Annotated in this window: 13 protein-coding genes and 1 pseudogene; 13 read left to right on the plus strand and 1 reads right to left on the minus strand. The window is 67.5% G+C overall.

Annotated elements, in window-relative coordinates:
* Window positions 1–9: 9 nt before the first annotated feature.
* The 10 genes and pseudogenes from ABT009_RS47665 (at window position 10) to ABT009_RS46410 (ending at window position 9,665) form a co-directional block, all read left to right on the plus strand.
* Entirely contained in the window at window positions 10–111 is a 102-nt protein-coding gene (locus ABT009_RS47665; protein ID WP_502990100.1) for a hypothetical protein, read from the plus strand.
* Window positions 112–138: 27 nt separating this feature from the next.
* A complete protein-coding gene (locus tag ABT009_RS46370) occupies window positions 139–1,011 on the plus strand; it encodes an alpha/beta fold hydrolase (RefSeq protein ID WP_351309164.1) in 873 nt (290 codons plus the stop codon).
* 52 nt (window positions 1,012–1,063) lie between these two features.
* Window positions 1,064–1,747, plus strand: a complete 684-nt coding sequence (locus ABT009_RS46375) for an isochorismatase family protein (protein ID WP_351309167.1) — start codon at window positions 1,064–1,066, stop codon at window positions 1,745–1,747.
* Window positions 1,744–2,538: an SDR family NAD(P)-dependent oxidoreductase gene (locus tag ABT009_RS46380; RefSeq protein ID WP_351309170.1), complete on the plus strand. Its 795-nt coding sequence runs from the start codon at window positions 1,744–1,746 to the stop codon at window positions 2,536–2,538. The genes ABT009_RS46375 and ABT009_RS46380 overlap by 4 nt, the downstream gene beginning before the upstream one ends.
* 15 nt (window positions 2,539–2,553) lie before the next feature.
* Window positions 2,554–2,913 (plus strand): annotated as a pseudogene (locus tag ABT009_RS46385) (zinc-binding dehydrogenase); the annotation flags it as partial.
* Between the two features lie 25 nt (window positions 2,914–2,938).
* Window positions 2,939–5,320, plus strand: coding sequence for a xanthine dehydrogenase family protein molybdopterin-binding subunit (locus tag ABT009_RS46390; protein ID WP_351309175.1), 2,382 nt, complete (start codon window positions 2,939–2,941; stop codon window positions 5,318–5,320).
* Window positions 5,321–5,353: 33 nt separating this feature from the next.
* On the plus strand, window positions 5,354–5,920 hold the full coding sequence (locus ABT009_RS46395) for a flavin reductase family protein (RefSeq protein WP_351309178.1): 567 nt from the start codon (window positions 5,354–5,356) through the stop codon (window positions 5,918–5,920).
* Window positions 5,921–5,934: 14 nt separating this feature from the next.
* Window positions 5,935–7,287 carry an MFS transporter gene (locus tag ABT009_RS46400; RefSeq protein ID WP_351309182.1) on the plus strand — a complete coding sequence of 451 codons (1,353 nt, stop codon included), beginning with the start codon at window positions 5,935–5,937 and terminating at the stop codon, window positions 7,285–7,287.
* A 64-nt stretch (window positions 7,288–7,351) separates the two neighbouring features.
* Window positions 7,352–8,653 (plus strand): NtaA/DmoA family FMN-dependent monooxygenase, encoded by a 1,302-nt coding sequence (locus ABT009_RS46405; protein WP_351309185.1) that lies wholly within the window; start codon window positions 7,352–7,354, stop codon window positions 8,651–8,653.
* An 82-nt stretch (window positions 8,654–8,735) separates the two neighbouring features.
* Window positions 8,736–9,665 (plus strand): transporter substrate-binding domain-containing protein, encoded by a 930-nt coding sequence (locus ABT009_RS46410; RefSeq protein ID WP_351309186.1) that lies wholly within the window; start codon window positions 8,736–8,738, stop codon window positions 9,663–9,665.
* 965 nt (window positions 9,666–10,630) lie between these two features.
* Here ABT009_RS46410 and ABT009_RS46415 read toward each other — a convergent pair.
* Window positions 10,631–12,049, minus strand: a complete 1,419-nt coding sequence (locus tag ABT009_RS46415) for an MFS transporter (RefSeq protein WP_351309189.1) — start codon at window positions 12,047–12,049, stop codon at window positions 10,631–10,633.
* A 1,323-nt stretch (window positions 12,050–13,372) separates the two neighbouring features.
* Here ABT009_RS46415 and ABT009_RS46420 point away from each other — a divergent pair.
* The 3 genes from ABT009_RS46420 to ABT009_RS46430 all read left to right on the plus strand — a co-directional run bounded on the left by ABT009_RS46420 (window position 13,373) and on the right by ABT009_RS46430 (window position 15,657).
* Entirely contained in the window at window positions 13,373–13,576 is a 204-nt protein-coding gene (locus tag ABT009_RS46420; RefSeq protein WP_351309192.1) for a hypothetical protein, read from the plus strand.
* 43 nt (window positions 13,577–13,619) lie between these two features.
* Window positions 13,620–14,840: an FAD-binding oxidoreductase gene (locus tag ABT009_RS46425; RefSeq protein ID WP_351309194.1), complete on the plus strand. Its 1,221-nt coding sequence runs from the start codon at window positions 13,620–13,622 to the stop codon at window positions 14,838–14,840.
* A 127-nt stretch (window positions 14,841–14,967) separates the two neighbouring features.
* Complete coding sequence (locus tag ABT009_RS46430) at window positions 14,968–15,657, plus strand: flavodoxin (protein ID WP_351309197.1); 690 nt, start codon at window positions 14,968–14,970, stop codon at window positions 15,655–15,657.
* The last annotated feature ends 89 nt before the right edge of the window (window positions 15,658–15,746 follow it).

Genomic DNA, 15,746 nt, shown 5'->3' on the forward strand with positions numbered 1-15,746 from the left:
CACCTGGACATCCCCATGCACGGCTGCTCGCTCTACCTGGACGACGAGCTGATCGTGGACAAGGGCGAGCTCACCGTCGAGGACATGCGTCCGGCGTCGTCCCGTCGCTGATCACCCACCACGTGGAGGCTCGACTCGATGAACACCCCTGTCACTGCCGCGGGCACGGTGCGAACTGTGCTGCAACCGGCGCTGGCCGATCTCGCCGATGTCCCCGCCACCAGTCGGTGGGTGCACTCGGGGCAGGTGCGGATCCACGTCCTCGACTACGGCGGCGACGGCGTGCCGCTGGTGATCCTGCCGGGCATCACCAGTCCGGCGATCACCATGGACTTCGTCGCACGGGCCCTGCGCGGCCTGGTCCGGCCGGTCGTGGTCGACATGCGGGGACGAGGGCTCTCGGACTCGGGCGAGTCCTACGTCCTGGACCGGTACGTCGACGATGTCGTTGCGGTCGTGAACGGTCTCGGGCTGGAGCGGCCCGTGCTGCTCGGGCATTCGATGGGTGCGCGGGTCGCCGCGGCAGCCTCGGCTCGGGGCATGGAGCTGCGGGGCGCCGTGCTCGTCGATCCGCCCATGAGCGGGCCGGGCCGTGGGCCCTATCCCGTCACCCGCGCCGCGTTCCGGGCGCAGCTGGACGCGGCGGCCGGCGGGATCACCGCGGACGATGTCGCGGCGCTCTGGCCCGACTGGCCGCGACGGGAACAGGAGTTGCGGGCGCGGTGGCTGTCCTCGTGCGATGTCACGGCCGTAGAGGAAACGCACCACGGGTTCGAGCACGAGGACTTCTTCGACTACTGGCCAAAGGTCGCCGCGCCGACCGCGTTGATGTACGGCGAAGATAGCCCCATGGTGCCCGCCGCCGGGGTCGAGGAGGCGGCGACGGCAAACCCTTCCGCACGACTGATCGGCGTACCGGGTGCAGGCCACATGGTGTTCTGGGACGCCCCGGAGCTGGCCATGACCGTCGTGCGCGAGGTGCTCACCGACTGGATCCGCGCCGGTGAATGACCCCTCGCCGAACGGCGCGAGGAGCCATGACGGCGTCGACGAGGAGGTTGTGATGAGAAGTCAGGAGACGCCGGAGTCCGCCGGCGTGCACGGGAGTGCGTTCTCCGGCCGGGTGGGCTGGGGCAGTCGGCCGGCGCTGCTGGTGATCGACCTGGTGCGGGCCTACACCGAGCCGGACGGACCGTTCGCGCTGCCGGCGGCGGACGCGGTGGTGGAGACGACCGCGGCACTGGTCGCGGCTGCCCGCTCGGGCGGTCACCCGGTGCTGTGGGCCACCACGCGGTACGCACCGGACATGGCCGACGGCGGTCTGTTCGCACGCAAGGTGCCTGCCCTGCGCGCCTTCGCCGAGGACGCGGACGGCGGCTGGGGCGAGCAGACGCTCACGCCCGATCCCGAGGACGTGATCGTCGTCAAGCAGTACGCCAGCGCCTTCTTCGGCACCTCGCTCGCCTCGACGCTGTACACCGCTGGCGTGGACACCCTGGTCATCGCCGGGGTCTCGACATCCGGCTGTGTACGAGCCGGCGCGATGGACGCGCTCAACCACGGGATCCGGCCGCAGGTGGTCCGCCAGGCCTGCGGCGACCGCACCCCCGAGCTGCACGAGAACAATCTCGCCGACCTCGACGCGAAATACGCCGACGTCGTCGACACGGCCGAGGCGCTCCTGCACCTCGGCGGCCCGAGCACGATCACGTCACCGACACCGGTGGAAGCGGGGAGGAAGCAGTGAGCGCAGCATCGTCGGCACCCTTCGACGGGGTGGCCATCGTGACCGGAGCCGCCGGCGGCATCGGCAGCGCGACCGCCCTCGAACTCGCCTGCGGCGGCGCGACGGTGGCCTTGGTCGACCGTGACCTGGAAGCCGCCGAGCGGCTCGCCGAGAAGATCCACGCCACGTTGCCGGAGGCGACGCTGCTGGCCATCGGCGCGGATGTGACCCGCGGGAGCGAGGTCGAGGCGTACGTGGCACGCGTCGCCGCCGAACTCGGTCCGCCCGGGCTGTTGGTCAACAACGCCGGGATCGAGGGCCGGGTACGGGCCGTCCACGAGTACACGGAGGAGGAGTTCGACGCGGTCTGGGCGACGAACGCGCGAGGCGCCTGGTTGAACCTCAAGCACGTGGTGCCGTTGATGCTGGCGGAGGGCAAAGGCTCGATCGTCAACATCGCCTCGGTGGCGGGCATCCGGGCATCGAACAACCTCGCCCCGTACACCGCCAGCAAGCACGCGGTGATCGGACTGACCCGCACCGCGGCGAGCGATCTTGCTTCCGGCGGCATCCGCGTCAACGCCGTCTGCCCCGGCCCCGTCGACACCCGCATGATGGCCTCCCTCGACACCCAGCGCATGGCCCGCAGCGCCACCCTGGAGGAGGAGCAGAGCCGGCTGGTCTCCAGGGTTCTGCTCAACCGTCTCGCCGAGCCGGAGGAGGTCGCCGCGATGGTGACCTTCCTTGCCTCGGACGCCGCGTCCTTCGTGACCGGCGCGGCCATGGTGGTCGACGGCGGCCTGACGATCTGACGGGGGGGGAGGGGAGCGGACGTCGTGATCGAGGCGACGGGCCGGGTGGAGGCCTTCGCCGAAGGCGTGCGGATGGTCGCCCGGGGCGGGCGGTATCTGATCGTCGGGCTCTGGTCGGCGCCCGGCGCGTCCTCGGTCACCCCTCGGCTCGTCAACAACAGGAACCTGCAGATCATCGGCTCGGCGCTGTCCCGGCCGCGCCATCTCCACCAGGCGGTCAGTGTGGCCCGCCACTACCACCGTCAACTCCCCCTGGCCGAGGTCGTGTCGCACCGGTTCCGGCTGGATCAGGCGCAAGAGGCCCTCGATGCGGTCGGACGCCAGGAAACGATCAAGGCTGTGATCGTTCCGGGCCGGCAGCCGTCGACTCCTTGAGCGTCGCGACCGAAAGGTGAGAGCAATGGGACATTCGCTGGAAGATCACGGGGCGCGGGAAGCGCATGGGGTCGGGCAGGAACCTCTGGCCGGTCGGGCGGTTCCGCGAGTCGAGGACGAGGCGCTGCTCACCGGACGTGGAATGTTCCTCGACGACCTCGACCTGCCGGGGGCACTCCACGCGGTGTTCGTGCGCAGCACCGTCGCGCACGGGGTCCTGCGCGAGATCCGGGTCGAGGAGGCGGCACGGGTTCCGGGCGTCGTCGGGGTGTTCACCGCGGCCGACCTGGGGCTCTCCGACATCGTGACGCCACTGCAGGAAGGCATTTTCAGCCCGCCCCGGCCCGTGCTGGCGCGGGATCGCGTCCGTTTCGTCGGCGAGCCGGTGGCGGTCGTCGTCGCGGAGTCGCGGTACTGCGGGGAGGACGCCGCCGCTCTGGTCGAGGTGGAGATCGACCCGCTGCCGGCGGTGACCGACATCGTCGGCGCGCTCGATGCGTCCAAGCCGGCGCTGCACGAGCAGCCGGACGACGCCGGGAACGTGGTGTTCGCCCAGGAGGCCTCCTTCGGCGATCCGGAGGGCGCCTTCGCCGGCGCCGCCCATGTCGTCGAGCGGACCATCGAACACCCCCGGCTAACCGCGTCGTCCATGGAGGCCTGCGGTGCCGCCGCGCTCCCGGAGGACGGTGGCGGGGTGACACTCTGGTGCTCGACACAGTTCCCGCACACCCTGCGGCGCCTCGCCCGCGAGCTGTACGGGACCGAGAACGTGCGGGTGCGGTGTCCCGACATCGGCGGGGGGTTCGGGCACAAGGGAGTCAACTATCCCGAGGAGATCGCCGTCGGCCGGCTGGCCATGCTGCTGGACCGGACGGTGAAATGGGTCGAGGACCGCGAGGAGAGTCTGCTGTCCTCCTCGCATGCGCGCGAGATGGAGGTTCGGGTACGCGCCGCGTTCGACGCGGACGGCATCCTGGAGGCGCTCGACGTCGACGCGGTCTGCGACATCGGTGCATACGGCACCTTTCCTCTCGGACACGTCCTGGAAGTGCTCGGCGTCTTCGGCCTGGCTCCCGGGCCCTACCGGCTGTGCAACTACCGTGCCCGGGCCCGCTCGGTCACGACCAACAAGTGCCCCTCGGCGGCCTACCGTGGCGTCGGACTGCCCGTCTCCACCCTGGTCCACGAGCGGATCATGGACATCGTGGCCGCCACCACCGGCGTCGACCGGGCCGAGGTCCGTCGCCGTAATCTGGTCGGCCCGTCCGAGATGCCCTACACCTCGGTCACCAACCAGCGCTACGACAGCGGCGACTTCCACGCCGCACTCGACGCGGCACTGGAGCTGATCGGCTACGACACCTTCGAGGCCGACAAGGATGCGGCCAGGGCCGAGGGCAGGCTGCTCGGCCTTGGCATGGCCTGCTACGTCGAATGGACCGGGACGAACTCGAAGATATTCCGCACGCGGGGGATGACCGCCGTGCACGGATTCGACGGCTGCCACATGGAAATGGACGCCGAGGGACAGCTCACGGTCTGGAACACGCTGCCCTCGATCGGCCAGGGCACCAGGACGACGTTCGCCCAGCTCACCGCCGACGCGGTCGGGGCCGACTTCGCGGACGTCCGGGTGGTGCAGAGCGACACTGGCATCAGCGACATCGAGGGCACCGGCACCGGGGCGTCGCGCAGCGCCAACATCGGCGCCGGTGCGGTGCTGCTTGCCGGGACGGAGCTGCGCAAGCGGCTGGTGGAGGACGCCGGCGCACGGCTCGGGGCTGCGCCGGACGAGCTCGACATCACGGACAGCCGCATCACGGTCCGGGACCTGCCCACGCGCTCCCTTTCCTTCGCCGACCTGGCCAAAACCGCCGAACCCGGTCGGTACCACGTCAGCCGGCAATTCGACCCGGAACACGTGCTGTTCTCCTACGCCACCCACGCGTGCCGGGTCAGCGTCGACCCGGAGACCGGCGACGTCACGATCCTGGACTGGGTGGTCGCCGAGGACTGCGGGCGCGTCGTCAACCCGATCATCGTCGCGGGACAGACCCAAGGTGCCATCGCGCAGGGCATCGGCGGGGCGCTCTACGAATCACTGCACTACGACGAGGCCGGCACGCCCCTGTCGACTTCGCTGATGGAGTACATCCTCCCGACCGCCTGCGAGGTACCCCGCGCCCGCATCCGGCACCTGGAAATGCCGGTGCCGGACGGAATCGTCGGAAGCAAGGGGATGGCCGAGGGCGGGACGGTCGCCGCGCCGGCAACCCTCGCCAATGCGGTATCGGACGCCCTCGGACAGGAGTTCAACGCGCTGCCGCTGACCCCGGAACGTCTGTGGAAGGCGGCTCGCTCCGGGCGGGGCAGGCTGAACAGGCCTGCGCACTCAGGGTCTTGCTGATGTCGCTGTGCCGCCAACTCACGATCGATCCTCATGCCACATCTTCATGCCAAGGAGGAAGCCGTGCCCGATCCGTCCGCCGCCCCGATGATCCAGGCCGTGCCGCAGCTCGATCCCGTCGACCCCAGCAACACCTCCGCGCTGCGCCGCGTGTACGGGGCGTTCCCCTCCGGACTCACCACCTTGGCCGCACTCGTCGACGGGTCCCCCGTCGGCATGGTGGCCAGCTCCTTCACCTCGGTGTCCGTCGACCCGCCGCTGGTTTCCGTCTGCATCCAGCTGACCTCCTCCACCTGGCCGCGACTCCGCGACCGTTCTGTGATCGGCCTCTCGGTGCTCGCCGCGGGCCAGGAGCGCCAGTGCCGCTCGCTGGCCGGCCGTGAACAGCATCGATTCGACGACGTCGACTGGTCGGCGGACGAGGACGGTGCCGTGTACATCGCGGGTTCGGTGGCCTGGATGGAATGCACGGTGCACGAGATCGTCCGCGCCGGGGACCACGACATCGTCCTGCTCCGGATGCAGGCCGCCCGGCTGAACGGGCCCGCTCCCCTGGTGTTCCACGGGAGCGCATTCCATGCCCTGGCGGCTACCGCATAAGTCGAAAGGGAGACATGACTATCCAGCAAGTCAGCCCTCAGCCCACCGGCGGTCAAGCGGGTGGGGACCGCCGGACTCAAACGAAACGCGTCTACCTCGCCAGCCTGATCGGTACGACGGTCGAGTTCTACGACTTCATCGTGTTCGGTGTAGCGGCCAGCCTCGTCTTCGGAAGAGTCTTCTTCGAATCGGCCTCACCGGCCGTCGGCACGATCGCCTCCTTCGCCACCCTCGCCATCGGCTACGGGGCCCGCCCGCTCGGCGGCATCATCTTCGGGCACTTCGGCGACCGCCTGGGCCGCAAGAAGATGCTGATCTGGACGATGTTGCTGATGGGGACCAGCACCTTCCTCATCGGATTCCTGCCGTCCTCGCAGCAGATCGGTTCCATTGCTCCCGTCCTGCTCGTGCTGCTGCGCCTGGTGCAGGGCATTGCGGTGGGCGGCGAATGGGGCGGCGCCGTGCTGATGTCCGTGGAACACGCGCCCAAGAAACGACGCGGACTGTTCGGCGGCGCGGTGGGACTGGGTTCGGGTACCGGGACGCTGCTCGCCTATGCCGCATTCGGTGCGATGAACAACCTCAGCGACGAAGACTTCCTCGCCTGGGGCTGGCGGGTGCCCTTCCTCGCCTCGATCGTCATCGTCGCGGTGGGCATGTATGTGCGTCTCCGCGTCGAGGAGAGCCCGGTCTTCGTCTCCGAGCAGCAGAAGAAGAGAAACAGCCAGACCACCTCGTCGAAACCGACGATTCCGCTGGTCGCCCTGTTCCGCGAACGACCGGGACGCGTGCTACTCGCCGCCGCGGTCACCTCGGGGCCGTTCATGGCACAGGCCATCATCACGACCTCCCTCATCGCCTACGCGACCTCCGAGTACGACATCCCCCGGAACACCCTGCTCACCCTGCTCAATGTCGCCCTGGTAGTCATGCTGGCGACCATTCCGGTGTTTTCCTGGATCAACGACAAGATCGGCCGGCGCACCCTCTATTGCGCCACCGCCGTGTGCTTTGCCGTCTTCGCCTTCTTCATGTTCCCGATGGTCGGCACCGGGTCGTCCCCGATGATCCTGCTGACCTTCGTCCTGGGCATGGCGGTCTTCAATGCCGCCGGCACGGCGACGTCCGGAACGCTGCTCTCCGAACTGTTCCCCACCGCGCAGCGCTACACGGGCGCCGGGGTGGCCTACCAGCTCAGCGGACTGATCGGCGGCGGGGTGGGCCCGCTGTTCGCCTCCATGTTCCTGGCGCCGAGCGGGCCGGGGCCGATCGCGGTCGCCGGAATGGTTGCCGGCTTCTGCCTGCTCAGTGCCACGTGCACTCTCTTCGTCGGCGACAACCGCAAGCTCGACCTGCAGGATGCCTGAACTGCCGCAACACCCGTCACCGTCCGATCGATCCGACCTCGCATGTCGGCGAACAGGAGAGCCCGTGACCCGCAAGATGAACCTGGTGGCCTACCTCAAGACCGGCCCGACCGCGCTGCACTCCGGAGGCTGGCGGCACCCCGAATCGACCCTGCAGGACATCTTCGACCCGGTCCGCTACGAACAGATCGCCCAGACCCTCGAAGCCGCGAAATTCGACGGCGCTTTCTTCGCCGACCTCTTCGGCATGGCCGACACCTACAAGGGCCTGGAGATGTTTGTCCGCTCCGGCGGCCAGAACAGCTATCTGGACCCGCTGACCGTCCTCCCGATCATGGCGCGCGTCACTTCACGACTGGGCCTGGGCGTGACAATATCGACCACCTTCCACAACGCCTTCCACATCGCCCGCTCCCTCGCCTCCATCGACATGCTGAGCAAGGGACGCGTCGCCTGGAATGTCGTCACCTCCACCAGCGACCTGGAGGCCGCCAACGCCGGCATGGATAAAATGCCGCCGCACGGCGAACGCTACGACCGCGCCGACGAAGTGCTCGAGGCCTGTTCGGCATTGTGGAAAACCTGGGACCCCGACCCGTTCGTCCACGACAAGGCCCGCGGAATCTTCGGCGACCCCGAGAAAGTCCACTACGCCAACTACGAAGGCGAATGGATCAAGACCCGCGGCCCCCTGCCGACGCCCCAGAGCCCGCAGGGCCGCCCGGTCATCATGCAAGCAGGCAGCTCCGATCGCGGACGCGAATTCGCCGCCCGCTGGGCAGAGCTCATCTTCACCCCGCAGACCGACCGGGAAACCATGCAGGCCTTCTACGAGGACATGCAGCGACGGCTCGCCGAAGCCGGCCGAAAGCCCGGCTCCTGCAAAATCCTGCCCGCGATCACCCCCATCCTGGGCGAAACCGAATCTATCGCCAGCGAACGCGCCGAATACCTCGAAAGCCTCCAACACCAGGAATACGACCTGGCCTATGCCTCCCTCTCGGTCGGCGCCGACCTCAGCAAGCACCAAACCGCCGAGGAAGTCGCGAAAGTCAGGGGAAATCAAGGAACGCGCGGAAAGGCCGAGCACTTCGCCAAGGTGGCAGAAAAGAGCGGCGCCACACTGGCGCAGGTCGCCGGGAAGGCCTCACGGGGAAAGCCCCTCATCGGCACCCCGGTCGTAGTGGCCGATGCCCTGCAGGACATGTTCGAGTCAGGCGTCTGTGACGGCTTTGTCATCATGCCGGTCACCCACCCCGGTTCCCACGAACAGTTCTGCCGCGCCGTGGTCCCCGAACTCCAGCGCCGCGGCCTCTTCCGCACCGAATACGCCGCCTCCACGCTGCGCGAGAACCTCCTGGGCTGACGCGACCTTGCTCTCTCGCTTGGGGCGGGCCGTCGGATATTCCGGCGGCCCGTCCGCACAGACCACTCGACTCGACGATCCCGTGGGCACGACTTCCGTGGAGGACCCCTTGCGAACCCGGTACGTCACCTCACTCCTGACCGGAGCCCTGTGCGTGATGCTCACCACGAGCGCCTGCTCCACCTCGGACGGAACCGACACCACTGAGCCAGCCGCAGCCACTTCCCGGGACACCGGAATTCACCTCCCCGACAAGGTGAGACAAGCGGGCGTACTGCGCGTGGCCGCGAACTTCAACTACGCGCCCAAGCAGTACCTGGACAAGAACCACAAGCCCGCTGGCCTCGAAGTCGACCTGGCGAAGGCAGTCGCCGACAAGCTCGGCGTCGACATCGAATTCCACCAGATCGCGGGCGGCGTCGAAAACACCCTCTCCCCGGTCAGCACACACGAATACGACTTCTCCATAGGCGTGTTCAACTACACCCCCGAGCACCGTGAGATGATCGACGTCATGGCCTGGGTCGCCTCACCCCTGGCCCTCAAGGTGCGCACCGGCAATCCGGCCGACGTCGACCCGAAAGACCTCTGCGGTGTCACATTTGGATACCCGCCCTCCACCATCCAGGCTGAAATCCTCGACACCATCAGCGAGAAGTGCAAGGCCGCCGGAAAGCCCGGACTGAAAAAGGTCAGCGACTTCGACAGCCCCAACGAAGCCCTCGTCGCCGGCAAAGTCGACGCCCTGTTCGGTGACGCCTCCGTCGCGAAGTACTACGCCAAGAAATACGTCGGAAAAATCGAACTCGTCCCCGGAAAGGTACCGGAGGCACAGCCCAAGCCCACCGGCTGGGCATTCCCCGACAAGTCCACGAAACTGGAACGCGCCGTAGCCCAGGCCATCGACGAACTGGCCGCCGACGGCACCTGGCAGAAGATCCTGTCCTCCGCCGGCCTCGAGGACGAGGCGGTGCTCCCGGTGACGGTGGACGGGAAACCGTTGCGCAAGTGACCACGGACCAGCGGGAAAGCCGCCTCCACGAACACGGGCAGGGTCGCGCCGACGTCGGCCGGGACCAGGGTTCGCTGACGGGCCAGCAGTTCACGTGAGCGCGGGCCGGGGATCTCAGTGACGATCCGCCGTACCTGCGCGAGATCGGGACCGCCGGCCGGTCGGGAATCACCGGGCATGGGACGTCCTCCGGGACGTGCGGGGATGGGGACGTCGAGCCAAGCACCGCCGCGACTGTCGGGGCCATGGACGGATCGGCGTGCCGACACCCGGTGAGACGGGACATCCCGTCCAGTGCGCCACAGTCCGCACGGTCCCCAGAATGCGTTCGGACTCAACGGACCTTGGAAAGGCAGGCCGATGCGACACAGCGCAGGAAGCAGCGTGACGGCAGCCGGAGTCTCCCGGTCGGCCCGGTCCCTGCGTCATCTGGTCGCGGGGCAGTGGCGGTCCGGCGACGGCGAAGAACTCATCGACGTCACACCGGCATGTCCCCGCGAGACGGTGGCGGTCGGGCGGCTTGCCCAGGACCGCGACCTGGACCAGGCCGTCGCCGCCGCGCGCGACGCCGCCCCTCCAGAGCTATCACTGCGGCTGCCCAAAAATCGTTGGCAGCGGCGAGGAAGACGGCGTAAGCATCGCGCTGGTGCTGACGTCGGACGGCGTCCACGGCCCCGCGGTAGGCGCCGCGGCCTTGGACACGTCCCGCAGCGTATGCAGCTGCTGCCAGCAGAGAGACGGGCGTCGGGATGATCGCGGCCAACACTGCGGGATCCATAAGGACCGTACTTGCCACACGGGCCACGGGCGTGAACCGGCACTCACGGGAAGGCCTCGCCGGTGACCGCGAGGGGCGTTGCAGCGCGTTTCCTGGGGAGTTTGGGGAGCGCTGGGGGAGCAAAGACACCGCGGTGCCCTTCGCCCTCGTACGGAGGGGAAGGGCGCCGCGGTGGACGCCGGACGGTTCAGACGGCCGCGGAGCCGACGGAGACGGGGGCCTCGCCTTCGTCGAGGGCTACGGGGGCCTCGCCTTCGTCGAGGGTGACGTCCTTCGTCTCCTTGCCGAGCAGCAGGGCGACCAGTGTCAGCACGCCCATGACGGCCAGGTAGACGCCGACGAGGACCGGCGAACCGTCCCCGGCCTCCCACAGCGCCACCGCGATGAACGGGGCGACGGCCGCGCCGAGGATCGAGCTCACGTTGTACGAGATGCCGGAGCCGGTGTAGCGCACGCTGGTCGGGAACATCTCGGGCAGGAGCGCGCCCATCGGGCCGAAGGTCATGCCCATCAGCGTGAAGCCGAGCACCAGCCACAGCACCACGCCGAGCGTGCCCATGCCGATCAGCGGCACCCACAACAGGCCGAAGACAACGATCGCGGCGGTGACCCAGGCCAGGGTGCGGCGGCGGCCGTACTTGTCGGCGAGCGGGCCGGAGATCAGGGTGAACGCGGCGAAGAACAGCACGCCGAAGATCATCATCAGTACGAAGGTGTTGTAGCTGTACCCCAGGCCGGGCACGGCGGCGTCCTTCGCGGTACGGCCGTAGCTCAGCGAGAACGTGGTCATCAGGTAGAAGAGCACGTACGTCGCCAGCATGAAGAAGGTGCCGAGGATCAGCTGCTTCCAGTGGTTGCGGAAGACGGTGGCCAGCGGCAGCTTCCGCACCAGCCCGGCTTCGCGCGTCTTGGAGAACACCTGCGACTCCACGAGCCGCATCCGCACCCACAGCCCGATCGCGACCATCACGGCGGAGAACAGGAACGGCACGCGCCAGCCCCAGCTCTGGAACGCCTCAGACGGCTGCGACGGGTCGGTGCCCGCGGCGGACGGCAGCACCGCGCCCATGACTAGGAACAGGCCGTTGCCGATGATGAAGCCGAGCGGGGCGCCAAGCTGCGGGAAGGTGCCGAAGAGGGCGCGTTTGCCGGACGGCGCGTTCTCGGTGGCGATGAGCGCCGCGCCGCTCCACTCGCCGCCGAGCGCGAAGCCCTGCGCGAGGCGCATCAGCACCAGTAGCGCGGTCGCGATCCAGCCGGCCTGCGCGTACGTGGGCAGCACGCCGATGAGGAACGTGGCGATGCCCATGGTGAGCAGCGAGATTACAAGCGTGCCCTTGCGGCCGAGCCGGTCGCCGAGGTGACCGAAGACGACGGCGCCGATCGGGCGGGCGACCATCGCGGCGCCGAATACCGCGAAGGACGACAGCAGGGCCGTGGTCGGGTCGTTGCTTGGGAAGAAGAGCGCGGGGAAGACCAGGACGGCGGCGGTCGCGTAGACGTAGAAGTCGTAGAACTCGATCGTCGTGCCGATGAGGCTCGCGATGACGACGCGGGACCTCGAGTTGACGGCTGCCTGGGCTGAGCTGGTGGTTGCTGCGGACATGTCTCGGTCTTTCACACGGGGGTGGAGATGCCGCCGAGGCTCGCCGGCGGCCAGCGTTGCTGATTGGCGCTTCCAGAATCGAACAAGTTCGGTGCGTGGCCATGGCGGGTCGCGTGTCTGTGCAGGTCGCCAGGGTGGTCGGGTGTGGCGGCTGTTCGATGGACAGCATGTCTCGCGGGCAAGGGGTCGTAAGGGCCGATCGGGCTGGCCCCGGCGGCGACAGCACGGTGGTGTCGAAGGACGCCGAGCGCGCCCCGAGGCCGAGCCGCAGGAGCGCGTAGCAGACGACGGACCCGCTTGGGGGCAGTCTGGGGGGCCCTGGCACACCCCTGGATCGGCACACCCCGGCACAGCGCGGCCTGCCACGCGCTGCGGTTTCCCAGCACACTGGGGCCTCAAGTGCGGAAGTCCCGCGCGCCTGTGGTCGGTGCGTCGTCCGAGCGGTCTCCACCGCCGACAGGGACTTGATCCGCTCCCACGGCACACATGCCGAGTGAATGAGAACGGACGGGAGGAGGCGCATGTCGCGAGACCGGAAGAGGCTACTCGTGTTGGCTCTGGCTGCCCTCCTGGTGGCCCTGCCGTTCATCGGTGTGCTGACGTCCGCACCTGCGAGCGCGTCGCCCAGGGCCGTGGGGTCGTCCACGAGCTGGGTCGTTGAAGACAGTACCGACGAGTTGGCGAGCTGCGGCGACGCCGGGGCGGTCGCCGACCCGGACGCCTGGCCGGCGGGCCGGGACCGCCATCGCCCCGTCGCGTCACCCGACACGAAGGCCTCTGCGGGAGGCCTCCGGGAACACGAGTACACCGCACTGCCTCCAGGCAGCCTCCCGCCGTCGCATCTCGCATCGAGAGCCGCATCAGTCGTGCAGTCAGCCGCGTCACTTCAGGTGTTCCGCTGCTGAGCTGTCCACGGCTATAGCGCCACCGCGCCGCCTCGCTGAAACACCGGCGCCATGCCAGTACTTGGGCCCATGACCGGCCCGACGCGTCTGCAGTACGCGCTTGCCCGCACACCTCTCCGGCACTGAAGCCGGGCGGGACCGGGCTCGTACCCGTGCCCTAAAACGCACCTCGAATCCGGCCCACCGCGACGGCACCGCCACAACGTCGCCGGCTCCGCATAAGTCGATGGCGGCACTCAGCGTGCGCCACGCATAGGGGCCCACCCTGTACGGAAACAGCCATCCGGCGTGACCAGGTACTCCGCTCCACGAAAACAGGAGAACACCCGATGAGTAAGACCTCACATCCGGCCGATGACGAAGATCGCGCGGTCCGGGTGGGAAATTTCCGCAACCCCTCGCCGAAAACGGATTGCGCGTGAAGCCGAAACACAAGGTGATGGTCCTGATCGTCATAGCTGTCCTGGCCTTGTCGGCGCTCTTCTATGTCAACCTGCAACACGTACGGGACACGGGCCCGCAAGGAGCCGTCTCGTCCGGTGAAGACGAGAAGACCCGCGGCGGTCCCTTCTCGACGGATCTTGACGGTGTACCCGGGTGGAGTTTCAGCGATGCTGCGTAAACTTCTGTTCTGGAGCGTCGCGGTCATATTTCCGCTTCCGCTGGTGCTCACCTACGACTCAGTGGCCACAGAGCCGGAGCAACTGCGGTTCTACATCTTCCTCGGCTTGATCGCCTATTCCTGGTGGTTGCTGTCCATTGTTCTCAGCGTACGACCGCCCTGGCTGGCCCGCTTCGTAGGACTGCCGTCGATTTACGGCCTGCACGGGATGCTCGGAGTCCTGGCGATCTTCGCGGCATATATTCACAGCGAGAACTCCTACTCGCCGAGCCGGTTGGCGCGATACCTGGGGGACTGGAGTTTCTACGGGGCGCTCAGCGTGCTGTGCTTCTCGGCGTTCTTCCTGAGCGGGTGGCTGACCGATCGGTCGAGGTTGTTTCTCTCGGTGAAGCGGATCCTGGAGGCCGTTTTCAGGCACCAGTTCTCCGTGTGGATCCATCGGCTGAACCTGGTGATCGTCGCCATGATCTGGCTGCACACCCACCTGCTTCTCCGAGTGAATCAGCACCTTTCCTTCATGGTGCTCTTCGACCTGTACACCGTGGTCGTACTCGGCGTGTATGCGTGGAAGAAGTGGATTGCACCCGACACGTATCTGGCGGGAACGGTCATCGGCAATGAGGCGCGTGGCGAGTCCACCCGCAAGGTGTCCGTGGCGCTCGACAGCAGGGCGGATACGCTGCAGCCCGGCGACTCCGTGTTCCTCCGCTTCGAGGGCAGCTCCGCGGTGAGCAGGGAATGGCATCCCTTCTCCGTGACCGACGACGATCAGGAAACGCTGACGTTCACAATCAGCCAGCACGGCGACTTCACGCGCGGCCTCGGCCGGGTCGACATGGGAACCCGGGTGCGTCTGGAAGGGCCGTTCGGCCGCTTCGAATCGATTATCCAGGGCCGGGACAGGGGTGCACCGCTCGTCCTCCTCGGCATGGGCGCGGGTGTGGCGCCGCTGCTCAGCCTCACGGCGGCCCACCACATGACGCGTGACATCCACCTGCTGTGGGCGGTGCGCAAGCCGGAGGACGCGTACTACCTGGACGAGCTTGAGAAATACCAGGCGGCATCCGGCGGGCGTTTGCAGGTCACCACGAGTGTCGGTCGTTTCCGCCGCGACGACCTGACCGATGTCCTTTCCGCCGAGGAGGTCGAGAAGGGCGAGTTCTTCATCGTGGGTCCGAACCCTGCTGTCCTCGCGAATCGGCGCCTGCTGCGGCGCATCAGAGTCGGCGTACGCCGTATCCACGATGAGCGCCTGACCATGTAGGCGTCGTCCCGCCAGCTGCCAGTTCGGAGTTGAATCCTATCCAACCGGCTTCATAAATTCCCTAGGCCGCTGCCTATTCCGCGGCCCCGGAAGTGAATGCACCACTCACGACTCGGAGTTTTCTGACATGACGAACACGACACGTCGTAATTTTCTCGGACTGAGCGCCGCCGCAATTGCCGGGGTGGGTGTGACGGGCTGCTCGACACTCGGCATCGGTGATTCCTCCACCGCGTCTGGCCCCTCCAAGGCGCCCAAGCCGATCAACAAGTCCCGAACCCTCATCGCGTACTTCTCGATGCCGGAAACGGACGACCCGAACGGCATGACCGAGGACGAGGAGAACAGTACGCACGTCGTCGACGGCAAGGTTCTCGGAAATACTCAGTACGTCGCGCAACTCATTGGGCAGCTCACTGGTTCGGAGCTGTTCCGCATAGAAACGGCGGAAAAGCTTCCTCGTGATCACGGAGCACTTGAAGACCTTGCACTGGCCTGGCAGGACGCCAACGAGCGGCCGAAGTTGAAGTCGAAGATCCGGAACGTCAAGGACTACGACACCATTTTCATCGGATACCCGATCTGGTGGTACGAGATGCCGATGCCCATCCACACGTTCCTCGAGGAGAACGACTTCAAGGGCAAGACAGTGATTCTCTTCTCCACGCACGGCGGAAACGGCCTTTCAGGAACCGTCGAAACGGTCACCGAGAAGCTCTCCGATGCCACGGTGCTCAGCAACGGGTTCACCATCTCGCGTGACGACATGGACGACGCCGAAGGACAGGTGCGCGACTGGCTCAAGAGCGTCAGCTAGTGCCGCATCAGAGAACCTTTGCCCTGTTGTGATGTGACACGCCGTTCGGGTACTGGCCCGGACGGCGCGGTGTCGCCAGGCTGTCCGGG

The sequence above is a fragment of the Streptomyces sp. NPDC002896 genome (assembly GCF_040295225.1).
In the GTDB taxonomy this organism is placed as follows: Bacteria; Actinomycetota; Actinomycetes; order Streptomycetales; family Streptomycetaceae; genus Streptomyces.